This window comes from Escherichia albertii NBRC 107761 = DSM 17582 (genome assembly GCF_000759775.1).
GTDB classification, from domain to species: domain Bacteria; phylum Pseudomonadota; class Gammaproteobacteria; order Enterobacterales; family Enterobacteriaceae; genus Escherichia; species Escherichia albertii.
In genome coordinates this window covers 1-12139 of sequence record NZ_BBMY01000140.1, presented here as the reverse complement: position 1 = coordinate 12139, position 12139 = coordinate 1, and the positions used below count along the sequence as shown (strand labels likewise).

The following is a 12139-nucleotide window of genomic DNA, read 5'->3' as shown; positions in this document are numbered from 1 at the left end:
CACCAAATTCACAAAATGAATAAGTCCTGCAATGCAATATACAATTGCAGGACTTAATTTAATTAACACTTTAACCTTTGTGGATGGGTATAAACCGTCGCCCTGCCCGGTTTGCAAAAACCCACCAGCGTCAGATTACAGCGTTCAGCCACTTCTACAGCAAGCGTGGTCGCAGCAGACACAGCAAACAAAATCTCTACGCCGCACATCGCCGACTTTTGCACCATCTCATAACTGGCCCGGCTGGAAACCAGCACTGCGCCTTGCTGCCAGTTTTCACCTTCTTGCGCCCGACGACCTAGTAATTTATCCAGTGCCACATGGCGGCCCACGTCTTCATGTCCGCCCGCCAGCTCACCGGAAGGTAATATCCAGGCCGCAGCGTGAGTACAACCGGTCAGTTGCCCCACGGGCTGGAAATCGTTGAGATGGCGTAACGCGTCATCCAGTTTGTTGAGATCAAACGTCTGAGTGAATGGCAGCGGCTGCACCGGTTTACCGATGTCATTAAGCTGCTCTACGCCACAGACGCCACAGCCCGTGCGCCCGGCCAGTGCCCGACGGCGCTCCTTCAGTCCCATAAAGCGGCGGCTGGAAAGCTCGATTTGCACTTCCAGGCCGTTACAGGAAGGAACGACGTCCATGCCGAAGATATCGCGCGGACTTTCGATAATCCCTTCGGAAAGCGAAAAACCAAGCGCAAAGCGTTCAAGGTCTTTGGGCGAGGCCATCATCACCACGTGCGAAATGCCGTTGTAGACCAGCGCAACAGGAACTTCTTCCGCCACTTCATCAAGTCGCGGATGTTGTAAATCATCACGCCGCCATACCTCAATTTGGCGAACGCCTGTGACATTTGTCACATTTATGATTTCTTTTTGCTGTGTTTTTTTCACTTTCTTTTAACCAGATAAGAACACACACACCAACATTATGGTATTCTGTTACAAACCCTTCCTGGACGGAGGGAAATTGCGCCAATTCTGGACCTTTGCGGCCCCTTCCGCAAAGAAAAATAACTCCCACTCCCTGCACACGCAGCACGCGAATGTAAATGGGACGTGACAATGTCGAAACAAGGAGCAATCCATGCAGGTCAGCAGAAGGCAGTTCTTTAAGATCTGCGCTGGCGGTATGGCAGGCACCACGGCAGCCGCACTGGGTTTTGCACCCAGCGTAGCACTCGCAGAAACAAGGCAGTATAAACTGCTGCGTACCCGCGAAACCCGTAATACCTGCACCTATTGTTCTGTTGGTTGTGGGCTGCTGATGTACAGCCTCGGTGACGGAGCAAAAAACGCCAAAGCATCTATCTTCCATATCGAAGGTGACCCGGATCACCCGGTCAACCGCGGAGCACTTTGTCCGAAAGGCGCTGGCCTGGTGGATTTCATCCACTCCGAAAGCCGTCTGAAGTTCCCGGAATACCGTGCCCCTGGTTCTGATAAATGGCAGCAAATCAGTTGGGAAGAAGCGTTTGATCGCATCGCCAAACTGATGAAAGAAGACCGCGATGCTAACTACATTGCACAAAACGCCGAAGGTGTGACGGTTAACCGCTGGCTCTCCACCGGAATGCTGTGTGCATCCGCGTCAAGTAACGAAACCGGCTATTTAACGCAAAAATTCTCCCGCGCGCTGGGTATGCTCGCGGTCGACAACCAGGCGCGTGTCTGACACGGACCAACGGTAGCAAGTCTTGCTCCAACATTTGGTCGCGGTGCGATGACCAACCACTGGGTCGACATCAAGAACGCCAACCTCGTCGTGGTGATGGGCGGTAACGCCGCTGAAGCTCACCCGGTCGGGTTCCGCTGGGCGATGGAAGCCAAAATTCACAACGGCGCGAAGCTGATTGTGATCGATCCTCGCTTTACGCGTACGGCGGCGGTGGCTGACTACTATGCCCCTATCCGTTCCGGTACTGACATTGCTTTCCTGTCAGGCGTATTGCTGTATCTGCTGAACAATGAAAAATTCAACCGCGAATACACCGAAGCCTATACCAACGCCAGCCTGATCGTGCGTGAGGATTACGGCTTTGAAGATGGTTTGTTCACCGGCTACGACGCGGAAAAACGCCAGTACGATAAATCCACCTGGACTTACGAACTGGACGAAAACGGCTTCGCCAAACGCGATACCACGCTGCAACATCCACGTTGCGTGTGGAACTTGCTGAAACAGCACGTTTCCCGCTACACGCCAGATGTGGTTGAAAACATCTGTGGTACGCCAAAAGACGCGTTCCTGAAAGTCTGCGAATACATCGCCGAAACCAGTGCTCACGATAAAACCGCCTCGTTCCTCTACGCGCTCGGCTGGACGCAACACTCCGTTGGTGCGCAGAACATTCGTACGATGGCGATGATCCAGCTACTGCTCGGCAATATGGGGATGGCAGGCGGCGGCGTTAACGCCCTGCGCGGTCACTCCAACATTCAGGGGCTGACGGACCTGGGGCTGCTGTCGCAGAGCCTACCAGGTTATATGACACTGCCAAGCGAGAAGCAGACCGATCTGCAAACCCACCTCACCGCCAACACGCCGAAACCGCTGCTGGAAGGCCAGGTTAACTACTGGGGCAACTACCCAAAATTCTTCGTCTCCATGATGAAGGCCTTCTTTGGTGATAAAGCGACGGCGGAAAATAGCTGGGGCTTTGACTGGTTGCCGAAGTGGGATAAAGGCTACGACGTCCTGCAATACTTCGAGATGATGAAAGAGGGCAAGGTCAATGGCTATATCTGCCAGGGCTTTAACCCGGTCGCCTCATTCCCGAACAAAAACAAAGTGATCGGCTGTCTGTCGAAACTGAAGTTCCTCGTCACCATCGATCCGCTGAACACTGAAACCTCCAACTTCTGGCAGAACCACGGCGAGATGAACGACGTGGATCCGACGAAGATCCAGACCGAAGTGTTCCGTCTGCCATCGACCTGTTTCGCGGAAGAGAACGGTTCAATCGTTAACTCCGGTCGCTGGTTGCAGTGGCACTGGAAAGGTGCGGATGCCCCGGGGATTGCGCTGACTGACGGCGAGATCCTCTCTGGTATCTTCCTGCGCTTGCGCAAGATGTATGCCGAACAAGGTGGCGCGAACCCCGACCAGGTGCTGAACATGACCTGGAACTACGCCATCCCGCATGAGCCGAAGTCTGAGGAAGTGGCGATGGAGAGCAACGGTAAGGCGCTGGCCGATATTACCGATCCGGCAACTGGGGCGGTTATCGTCAAGAAAGGCCAACAACTTAGCTCGTTCGCCCAACTGCGCGATGACGGTACAACCTCCTGTGGCTGCTGGATTTTCGCCGGTAGCTGGACGCCAGAAGGTAACCAGATGGCACGCCGTGATAACGCCGATCCGTCTGGCCTCGGTAACACGCTGGGCTGGGCATGGGCATGGCCGCTTAACCGCCGCATTCTGTATAACCGCGCCTCCGCAGACCCGCAGGGTAACCCGTGGGATCCGAAGCGTCAGTTACTGAAATGGGATGGCACTAAGTGGACCGGCTGGGATATCCCGGACTACAGCGCAGCGCCTCCGGGCAGCGGCGTCGGGCCGTTTATCATGCAGCAGGAAGGCATGGGGCGTCTGTTTGCCCTCGATAAGATGGCGGAAGGTCCGTTCCCGGAACACTACGAGCCGTTTGAAACACCGCTGGGGACTAACCCACTGCATCCAAACGTTATCTCAAACCCGGCTGCACGTATCTTTAAAGACGACACCGAAGCACTGGGTAAAGCCGATAAGTTCCCGTATGTCGGAACCACCTATCGTCTGACCGAGCACTTCCACTACTGGACCAAACACGCGCTGTTGAACGCGATTTTGCAGCCAGAGCAGTTTGTGGAAATCGGGGAATCGCTGGCGAATAAACTGGGCATTGCTCAGGGCGATACCGTGAAAGTCTCCTCTAACCGTGGCTATATCAAAGCCAAAGCGGTGGTGACCAAACGTATTCGCACGCTGAAAGCGAACGGCAAAGATATCGATACCATCGGTATTCCGATTCACTGGGGCTATGAAGGTGTTGCGAAAAAAGGCTTTATTGCCAACACGTTAACACCATTCGTCGGTGATGCAAACACGCAGACGCCGGAGTTTAAGTCCTTCCTTGTGAATGTGGAAAAGGTATAACGGAGACGACATATGGCTTATCAATCGCAAGACATTATTCGTCGCTCCGCGACTAACGGTCTGACCCCCGCGCCTCAGGCGCGGGACTTCCAGGAAGAAGTAGCGAAGCTCATCGACGTCACCACCTGTATCGGCTGTAAAGCCTGTCAGGTGGCATGTTCAGAGTGGAATGACATTCGCGATACTGTCGGCAATAACGTTGGGGTATACGACAACCCCAATGATTTAAGCGCCAAATCGTGGACAGTAATGCGCTTCTCGGAAGTGGAGCAGGACGACAAACTGGAATGGCTGATTCGCAAAGACGGCTGTATGCACTGTGCCGATCCTGGTTGCCTGAAAGCATGTCCGGCGGAAGGCGCTATCATTCAGTATGCTAACGGCATTGTCGATTTCCAGTCCGAGCAGTGTATCGGCTGCGGTTATTGCATCGCCGGGTGTCCGTTCAACGTGCCGCGCCTCAACCCGGAAGACAACCGCGTCTACAAATGTACGCTGTGCGTTGACCGTGTGGTGGTTGGGCAAGAACCGGCCTGCGTGAAGACCTGCCCGACGGGCGCGATTCACTTCGGTACGAAAGAATCGATGAAAACGCTGGCGAGCGAGCGTGTGGCTGAGCTGAAAACTCGTGGTTACGACAACGCGGGTCTGTACGATCCGGCAGGCGTCGGTGGTACACACGTCATGTACGTGCTGCACCATGCTGACAAGCCGAATCTGTATCATGGCTTGCCGGAGAACCCGGAAATCAGTGAAACCGTGAAATTCTGGAAAGGCATCTGGAAACCGCTCGCGGCTGTTGGCTTTGCGGCTACCTTTGCGGCCAGTATCTTCCACTACGTGGGTGTCGGTCCGAACCGTGCGGATGAGGAAGAGAATAATCTGCACGAAGAGAAAGACGAGGAGCGCAAATGAAACGACGTGACACCATCGTGCGCTATACCGCGCCGGAACGTATCAACCACTGGATCACCGCCTTCTGCTTCATCCTGGCGGCGGTGAGCGGAATGGGCTTTTTGTTCCCCTCCTTCAACTGGTTGATGCAAATCATGGGCACACCGCAACTGGCGCGTATTCTGCACCCGTTTGTCGGCGTGGTTATGTTTGCCTCGTTCATCATCATGTTTTTCCGTTACTGGCACCACAACCTAATCAATCGGGATGATATCTTTTGGGCGAAGAATATTCGTAAGATCGTCGTCAACGAGGAAGTAGGTGACACCGGGCGTTATAACTTCGGTCAGAAATGCGTTTTCTGGGCGGCGATTATTTTCCTGGTGCTGCTGCTGGTGAGCGGCGTGATTATCTGGCGTCCTTATTTCGCGCCTGCTTTCTCAATCCCGGTGATCCGATTCGCGTTAATGCTGCATTCATTTGCCGCAGTGGCGTTAATTGTGGTTATCATGGTGCATATCTACGCTGCCCTTTGGGTAAAAGGCACGATTACCGCCATGGTGGAAGGATGGGTGACCAACGCATGGGCGAAGAAACATCACCCGCGCTGGTACCGTGAGGTCCGCAAGACAACGGAAAAGAAAGCTGAATGAGTATTCGCATAATCCCGCAAGATGAGCTGGGTTCGAGCGAGAAACGTACGGCGGATATGATTCCGCCGTTATTGTTCCCTCGACTCAAAAATTTATACAACCGCCGCGCCGAACGTCTGCGCGAACTGGCCGAAAATAATCCGCTGGGCGATTATCTGCGCTTTGCTGCGCTTATCGCCCACGCCCAGGAAGTGGTGCTGTACGACCATCCGCTGGAGATGGACCTGACTGCGCGCATTAAAGAAGCCAGCGCACAAGGCAAGCCACCGCTGGATATTCACGTTCTGCCACGCGATAAACACTGGCAAAAACTGCTGATGGCGCTGATTGCTGAACTGAAACCAGAAATGAGCGGCCCGGCGCTGGCCGTGATTGAGAATCTGGAGAAAGCATCAACCCAGGAGCTGGAAGATATGGCCAGCGCACTGTTTGCCTCTGATTTCTCGTCCGTCAGCAGCGATAAAGCGCCGTTTATCTGGGCTGCGCTGTCGCTCTACTGGGCGCAAATGGCCAACCTGATCCCCGGTAAAGCCCGCGCAGAATACGGCGAACAGCGTCAATATTGCCCGGTCTGTGGTTCTATGCCGGTGTCCAGTATGGTGCAAATTGGTACCACTCAGGGGCTGCGTTACCTGCACTGCAACCTGTGTGAAACCGAATGGCACGTGGTGCGTGTAAAATGCAGCAACTGCGAACAGAGCGGCAAACTGCACTACTGGTCACTGGATGACGAACAAGCCGCAATTAAAGCCGAAAGCTGTGATGACTGCGGCACTTACCTGAAGATTTTTTATCAGGAAAAAGATCCAAAAGTTGAAGCCGTAGCGGATGACCTCGCGTCTCTGGTGCTGGACGCGCGAATGGAGCAAGAAGGCTACGCCCGCAGTTCCATCAACCCGTTCCTGTTTCCGGGGGAAGGGGAGTAATCTCTGATGTTTTCCGGGTGGCGCAGGTCGCCCGGATTACGGTTGATAGGGTGTGATTACACCTGCTATTCCCGCAAAATCTCTCGTATTTCGCGTTACCAATTCAAAGCCATAAATCTGTGCTGTTGCCAGAATAATGGCATCTGGAAGTTTCATTCTATACTCTTGCCTCAAAGCAACGCTTCGTTCCGCGATATCCTGCGAAATCCCAATAACGTTAAACGCACTCATTGCAATCCGTGTGCGATGTTCTTGATTGTATTTTTTAGCGCCAACCAGCACCTCCATCCATGTGACCAGACTAATCGCATTCTGTAGGGGCCATGCCTCCAGTGCCTGTTTTGCCTCAATTCGTCCGCTGAACAAATCAATAAGGATATTGGTATCAAAAAGCGCAGTTCTTTTTGCCATTACCATTCCTCACGCAGCTTACGCTGATATTCGACACCATCTTCCTCACACCCTTGCCAGATACCAAGAGCACTGGATATTGTCGTTTTCGATTGATTTTCCAGATATTGATCTACAGCTTCTCGTAATAGCTCTGCGCGAGGAAGATTGCGCTGCACTTTGAGATCATCAAGTCGCTTAATCACCTCATCGGATAAATCGAGTAAAATTCTGCCCATATCCATACCTGCCATAGCGCTCATATATACCTCCAGTATATCATTTTTGAATACATGGCGAGCAAAATACTCTTGCAAAACCTTTAAAGAAAGCGCATTTACGTATCACTTTTTATTTTTGCGAGGCATTGTCCAGATATGATGTAACAGTTGCAGTTATTATAAGCTCAAGTAAAACAATCTTGTATTAATACCAGAATAAGGGCATCTGTTTTTTATATTCAAGAATGAAAAATTTTTGTCATTCCTTATGCTCCTTACACTGATCATCAACACCTACTGTCTCACCCCTTTGCCTGCCACCCTTTGCTTTACGCACCGGAAATTGCTGACGTTCCAGATATTGCTCTACCGCTTCGCGTAAAATTGCAGAGCGCGAAACTTTACGCCAACCCCTAAGCTTGTTCAGCCGTTTAATTGCCTCTTCTGATAAATGAAGAAAAACCGTATTCATCGCCATCGTTACCACCTTACATATACTGTTCATTAATATATGTGTAAAAATTACACCGGAAAATTAATTAACGAAAGCTGGTTTCTGCATGTGGTTTTATTTTTGCGAGACTCTTTCCAAAAATAATGCAACAGTTACAGTTATTTTAATTTTTATTAAAAAATGGTTTATCATCACCCATAATCATTTATTACTCTTGATTAGATGAGGGTCGCTCCCACAGAAAAGTAATAATAAGTGATAAGGATTAATTATGGATGGCATAAATATATTTATTTGTTCAGTTTTGCATGGGTCTTCATTTACATCATCCGGATAGTGTATCCGAAAAAAGTCAACATCTTTACAGCATCAGGGTTTAAGGTGAAATCTACCATTCATAACTGACCGGTCAGTGCCGCACCAACCGGTCTTTAATTGTTAGTAGTAGTAAATTTGTGGATAACAGTCCGGGAACCAGACGATTCCTTGCGGATCATCCCCCTGCATTACCCGATGACATTGGCGTCGATCATCTGCGCGACGGCGAAGCGTAGTATAGAGCCGCTTCCATTCATGATCGCCCGGTGTACTGTAGTTTACCCAACAATCCATTGAAGGGTGACGCCATTTACCTGTAAGTGTTGGGATCCCTGAATGCTTATGCGGCTTCGCTTTACCATTACGATCCCTATCTTTACGCGTATTAAACGTGGACATTTTTAGTCTCCTGTTAAGAGTTCTAAAAATGTGCTTCCTTAAAATAGTTCATCATTTTCCCTTAATTCGCATAGCGTGCTTTTGCACGAATTTCCGATACGTGGGGACCATTATGATAGCGTCGATGCCCACACATCCAACAAGAACAAATACAGGGAGTACGAAAGCAAATACCTGATGCTTTTTTGCTTCCATCGCCTGCAGTGCGATAACGACAGCGGATTTTTTTTAATCGCACCATATGATGGCGACGTTCAGCACGATTACGGGTCATAGCAAAACTCCTGAACAGGCGGCACTATGCCGCTTTCATAGGAGTTCTGAATGCTGGTGCTTTCTGTATGGCATAACCATGCCTCTAACGGTTAAGTGCTTGCAGCACATGTTGCGGATCATTGGCAATCGCTCGCAGCAAAGCCTTTGCAGGCCCGGTCGGTGAACGTCGCCCCTGCTCCCAGTTACGCAACGTGTCTACGCTTACGGAAATAAGATCGGCAAATTTAGATTGTGACAACCCTGAAGCGCGGCGTATTTCTTTGATTTTCATAGCATCAACTTCAAAAGTCCGTGAAGGCTGTCGCGTTCCTTCAATAATTTCATTCATCTGGGCCATGCTGTGAGTCAACCGCTCAAAAAGTGCCTTATCCATTTACCACCTCGTATTTAACAACCGGAGCATTGCTTTTTCCTGGGGAGACAGATCATCTTTAATACCCTTACGATAAATAAGCAGTAATCTGATCTCATAATGTTTAACCTGATGAAAGTAAATAACCCTGACACCAGCACGTTTCCCCTTTCCTCCTGAGACCCATCGAACCTTTCTTAACCCACCAGTTTCAGGTATTACCTCACCATAGTCAGGATTCAAGGCCAGGAAAAACTGAAAACGACTGAATTCATCGTCGTTCAGCAGTTTTTGAACATCTTCAGTAAAAATTTCCGTTTCGATGAAGAGCATAATTATACGCCATTGGCTTAGAGTAACAATCCTCTTTGTACGTCATTGACGTACCATTGAAACCACTAGCTTACTGATAGTGCTCCAGCAAAACCACGTCTCTGCCGGGTTTGTCTTTACATTTGCGAGGCGCTTTCCAGATTTTTCACGCCCGTGAATTTCCCTGTATCCATCCAGCAAAAACGGGCGTATAAAACTGTGCATTCATACAGCAAAATGAGTTCTACTATGGCACTGGAAAAAGGAATTGCAGAGTTAGTCGAAGAGTTTATCGCTGCGGGTCGCCCCTCATCGCGCCAACAAAGTATTACGCAGCGCAGAGAGGGCTATATCGCCAGCGCTGTCCTTGCGGGTGAGACAGAAACGCGGGTAGATATTCAGACTATCGAACTTGAAGGGATGACCTTACGAATAGTGCCACCGCTGAATGCCCCGACATTACTCCCGACGATAATTTATTACTACGGTGGCTGTTTTGTTAGCGGCGGGTTCGCAACTCACGACAACCAGCTGCGCCAGTTAGCCTATTACGGGCAATGTCGGATTATTGCCGTCCAGTATCGGCTGGCACCGGAACATACTTTCCCCACCGCCCATGATGATGCGCAACGAGGTGCAGAATTAGTCCGGCAACACGCCGAACGACTCGGCGTTGATAAACAACGAATAACTCTTGCCGGTGACAGTGCGGGAGGGCATCTGGCGCTGGTAACTGCTTTGCGATTGAAGCGTGCTGGCGAGTGGCAACCAGCACAACTCATCTTAATTTATCCTATGCTTGATGCGACTGCGCATTTCGAAAGCTACATACGCAATGGTCACGATTACATCATCACACGCGACACTTTACTGAGCGGCTTTGAGATGTACCTGCCAGGCATTGAACGCAGGCATCCTGAAGCCAGCTCTATTTGGCGCAATGATTTCAATGGCTTGCCACCTGTACATATCATTACCGCTGAATACGACCCACTTTGCGATGAAGGTGAAGCGTTGTATCACCGCATGACAGAGCAAGGAGTGCAATGCACCTGCCAACGCTACCTTGGCGTTATCCACGGATTTTTTCAGTTAGGTGGTATCAGTGAGGCTGCGCGATCGGCGCTACGGGATGTTGCCTGGAGAGCGGGAAGGTAACTCCGGACCAGGGCCCAGAAAAGGTTTTCAGATTGAAAACCTTTTCAGTCAAGTAAAACGCCCCTACTCCTCTTCGTTCCCGCCCTCTTCATACGGGCCAAATGGCTTCGCGGGCAGAACGATATACGTACCTTCAAACACCGCACCCGGCGTCTCGTCGCCAAAGATTTCGACCTGCATCTGCACCCGTGCTTTTCGTCCGCGCGCCAGACGGTCGAGATCGCCACTTAACGCACCGAGGTCGGCTACCGCATGCGGTTTACCGCTAATCGGCTTGCTGTAGCGGATATGCGCATCGGCAAGAATAATCGTTCCACCGAGGTGGCGTTCGCGCAGCATCAGCCAGATAAGCCCCCAACCGGTGAGCGTAGCCAGCGAGAATAAACTCCCGGCAAACAACGTATGATGCGGATTCTGATTGCCGGTTTCCGGCATGGTGGTGATAAATTTTTGCCCGGTATATTGCTGAATGCGCACACCCATTTTTTCACTAAGCGGGATATGTTCATACCATGCCTGCTGGAGCTGGGCGCACCAGTCGCCGCGATGAAGAATATCATCCAGAGTGGCGACGGGTTTAATCATCAGAAAATGGCGAATCGGCGTGGTGGTAGGCGTGGTGATTTCTCCCTGATTGACAAACCCCAGCTTGGCGAAAAACTCCACCGCGTCTTCACGAGCGCTACAGGTCACGCGCTTAACGCCTTCCTGGCGCGCTACCGACTCCAGAGTCATCGCCATCAGCGTTCCTAATCCTTTGTCCTGCACGTCGGGATGAACAGCCATAAAGCGAATGGACGCTTCGTTATCGGCATTAATATACAGCCGACCGACCGCCACCAGATTACCCTGCTCGTCGACGACCATCTGGTGATGCGCCATCGCATCCCAGGCGTCGCGTTCAGAACCTTTCGGTTGATGCAGGGGCTTACGCAACATCTCCCAACGGAACTGATAGTAGCGCTCTAATTCTTCTTCTGTTTGTGGAACCCGAAGGTGATACATAGCGATACTCTCTCTTGTAACCCGTGACAACCCTGGAAGCTGGCTCATACCTGCAACCAGAATGTCACGGGGCCGTCATTGACCAGCGATACCTGCATATCCGCAGCAAAGCGTCCTGTTTGCGTATTCATCTCTTGCTGACGACAGCGTTCGACGAAATAGTCATATAACGCCTCTGCGCGATCTGGCGGAGCCCCTTTGGAGAAGCTGGGGCGCATCCCCCGTTCGGTATCTGCGGCAAGGGTAAACTGGGAAACCACCAGCACACTGCCGCCCGCCTGTTGTACGTTGAGATTCATCTTGCCTTCGGCATCGCTGAAAATACGATAGCCGAGCACGCGCTCGCACAGACGGTTTGCTTTCTGTTCGTCATCATCCTTTTCGACACCCAATAACACCAAAAGTCCCGCGCCGATTTCGCCCGTCACTTCTCCCTCCACGGTGACGCTGGCACGGGTTACGCGTTGAATTAATGCAATCATGGTTCGTCGTCTTCTTCTTGTTCAGCAGCTTGCTTTAGTTTGCGGTATTCCCCGAGAGTGACAGTAATTTCCGCGCCAAGCAAGACGATACACCATGTCCAGTAGACCCAGACGAAGAGAATGGGGATCACCGCCAGCACGCCGTAAATAAGCTGGGTG

At 51.2% G+C, this 12139-nt stretch carries 15 protein-coding genes; 5 read left to right on the top strand and 10 right to left on the bottom strand.

Annotated elements, in window-relative coordinates; translation table 11 throughout:
* Positions 1 to 62 precede the first annotated feature (62 nt).
* The gene (gene fdhD, locus EA14781_RS19465) at positions 63 to 896 is read right to left on the bottom strand and encodes a formate dehydrogenase accessory sulfurtransferase FdhD (RefSeq protein WP_000753602.1); all 834 of its coding nucleotides are present in this window, start codon (positions 894 to 896) and stop codon (positions 63 to 65) included.
* Between the two features lie 193 nt (positions 897 to 1089).
* On the opposite strand from fdhD, the gene fdnG reads away from it, so the two are divergent.
* From fdnG to fdhE, 4 genes are read left to right on the top strand one after another with little or no spacing between them, the layout of a single operon-like run.
* Positions 1090 to 4140, top strand: a complete 3051-nt coding sequence (gene fdnG / locus EA14781_RS19455; protein ID WP_077776624.1) for a formate dehydrogenase-N subunit alpha — start codon at positions 1090 to 1092, stop codon at positions 4138 to 4140.
* A gap of 12 nt (positions 4141 to 4152) precedes the next feature.
* Positions 4153 to 5055, top strand: a complete 903-nt coding sequence (gene fdoH / locus EA14781_RS19450) for a formate dehydrogenase O subunit beta (protein WP_000331386.1) — start codon at positions 4153 to 4155, stop codon at positions 5053 to 5055.
* Positions 5052 to 5687 (top strand): formate dehydrogenase cytochrome b556 subunit, encoded by a 636-nt coding sequence (gene fdoI / locus EA14781_RS19445; RefSeq protein ID WP_000829019.1) that lies wholly within the window; start codon positions 5052 to 5054, stop codon positions 5685 to 5687. Before fdoH ends, fdoI begins: the two co-directional genes overlap by 4 nt.
* A complete protein-coding gene (gene fdhE / locus EA14781_RS19440) occupies positions 5684 to 6613 on the top strand; it encodes a formate dehydrogenase accessory protein FdhE (RefSeq protein WP_000027704.1) in 930 nt (309 codons plus the stop codon). Before fdoI ends, fdhE begins: the two co-directional genes overlap by 4 nt.
* 36 nt (positions 6614 to 6649) lie before the next feature.
* Here the strand turns inward: fdhE and EA14781_RS19435 are convergent, their stop codons facing one another.
* The 6 genes from EA14781_RS19435 to EA14781_RS19405 form a co-directional block, all read right to left on the bottom strand.
* A complete protein-coding gene (locus tag EA14781_RS19435) occupies positions 6650 to 7024 on the bottom strand; it encodes a type II toxin-antitoxin system VapC family toxin (protein ID WP_001129491.1) in 375 nt (124 codons plus the stop codon).
* Entirely contained in the window at positions 7024 to 7266 is a 243-nt protein-coding gene (locus tag EA14781_RS19430) for a ribbon-helix-helix domain-containing protein (protein WP_001275524.1), read from the bottom strand. Before EA14781_RS19430 ends, EA14781_RS19435 begins: the two co-directional genes overlap by 1 nt.
* Positions 7267 to 7483: 217 nt before the next feature.
* Positions 7484 to 7702 carry a ribbon-helix-helix domain-containing protein gene (locus tag EA14781_RS19425; protein WP_001251292.1) on the bottom strand — a complete coding sequence of 73 codons (219 nt, stop codon included), beginning with the start codon at positions 7700 to 7702 and terminating at the stop codon, positions 7484 to 7486.
* Positions 7703 to 8116: 414 nt separating this feature from the next.
* Positions 8117 to 8395 carry a hypothetical protein gene (locus EA14781_RS19420; RefSeq protein WP_032278934.1) on the bottom strand — a complete coding sequence of 93 codons (279 nt, stop codon included), beginning with the start codon at positions 8393 to 8395 and terminating at the stop codon, positions 8117 to 8119.
* 358 nt (positions 8396 to 8753) lie between these two features.
* Positions 8754 to 9044, bottom strand: coding sequence for a NadS family protein (gene nadS, locus EA14781_RS19410; protein ID WP_000356397.1), 291 nt, complete (start codon positions 9042 to 9044; stop codon positions 8754 to 8756).
* The gene (locus EA14781_RS19405) at positions 9045 to 9356 is read right to left on the bottom strand and encodes a hypothetical protein (RefSeq protein ID WP_000897302.1); all 312 of its coding nucleotides are present in this window, start codon (positions 9354 to 9356) and stop codon (positions 9045 to 9047) included.
* A 228-nt stretch (positions 9357 to 9584) separates the two neighbouring features.
* On the opposite strand from EA14781_RS19405, the gene EA14781_RS19400 reads away from it, so the two are divergent.
* Complete coding sequence (locus EA14781_RS19400; protein WP_002460590.1) at positions 9585 to 10493, top strand: alpha/beta hydrolase; 909 nt, start codon at positions 9585 to 9587, stop codon at positions 10491 to 10493.
* Positions 10494 to 10556: 63 nt separating this feature from the next.
* On the opposite strand, the gene fabY is transcribed toward EA14781_RS19400, so the two are convergent.
* The 3 genes from fabY to EA14781_RS19385 all read right to left on the bottom strand — a co-directional run.
* Positions 10557 to 11498: a fatty acid biosynthesis protein FabY gene (gene fabY, locus EA14781_RS19395; protein ID WP_001297068.1), complete on the bottom strand. Its 942-nt coding sequence runs from the start codon at positions 11496 to 11498 to the stop codon at positions 10557 to 10559.
* Positions 11499 to 11542: 44 nt separating this feature from the next.
* On the bottom strand, positions 11543 to 11980 hold the full coding sequence (gene dtd / locus EA14781_RS19390) for a D-aminoacyl-tRNA deacylase (RefSeq protein ID WP_000560979.1): 438 nt from the start codon (positions 11978 to 11980) through the stop codon (positions 11543 to 11545).
* The coding region (locus EA14781_RS19385) for a YhjD/YihY/BrkB family envelope integrity protein (protein WP_042336073.1) at positions 11977 to 12139 on the bottom strand (163 nt) is incomplete at its 5' end. The genes EA14781_RS19385 and dtd, both read right to left, overlap by 4 nt.

Bases quoted from the DNA above. Each gene is read 5' to 3' on its own strand.
- fdoH (WP_000331386.1), top strand. From the start codon at position 4,153: ATGGCTTATCAATCGCAAGACATTATTCGTCGCTCCGCGACTAACGGT.
- fdoI (WP_000829019.1), top strand. From the start codon at position 5,052: ATGAAACGACGTGACACCATCGTGCGCTATACCGCGCCGGAACGTATC.
- fdhE (WP_000027704.1), top strand. From the start codon at position 5,684: ATGAGTATTCGCATAATCCCGCAAGATGAGCTGGGTTCGAGCGAGAAA.
- EA14781_RS19435 (WP_001129491.1), bottom strand. From the start codon at position 7,024: ATGGCAAAAAGAACTGCGCTTTTTGATACCAATATCCTTATTGATTTG.
- EA14781_RS19430 (WP_001275524.1), bottom strand. From the start codon at position 7,266: ATGAGCGCTATGGCAGGTATGGATATGGGCAGAATTTTACTCGATTTA.
- EA14781_RS19425 (WP_001251292.1), bottom strand. From the start codon at position 7,702: ATGGCGATGAATACGGTTTTTCTTCATTTATCAGAAGAGGCAATTAAA.
- EA14781_RS19420 (WP_032278934.1), bottom strand. From the start codon at position 8,395: ATGTCCACGTTTAATACGCGTAAAGATAGGGATCGTAATGGTAAAGCG.
- nadS (WP_000356397.1), bottom strand. From the start codon at position 9,044: ATGGATAAGGCACTTTTTGAGCGGTTGACTCACAGCATGGCCCAGATG.
- EA14781_RS19405 (WP_000897302.1), bottom strand. From the start codon at position 9,356: ATGCTCTTCATCGAAACGGAAATTTTTACTGAAGATGTTCAAAAACTG.
- EA14781_RS19400 (WP_002460590.1), top strand. From the start codon at position 9,585: ATGGCACTGGAAAAAGGAATTGCAGAGTTAGTCGAAGAGTTTATCGCT.
- fabY (WP_001297068.1), bottom strand. From the start codon at position 11,498: ATGTATCACCTTCGGGTTCCACAAACAGAAGAAGAATTAGAGCGCTAC.
- dtd (WP_000560979.1), bottom strand. From the start codon at position 11,980: ATGATTGCATTAATTCAACGCGTAACCCGTGCCAGCGTCACCGTGGAG.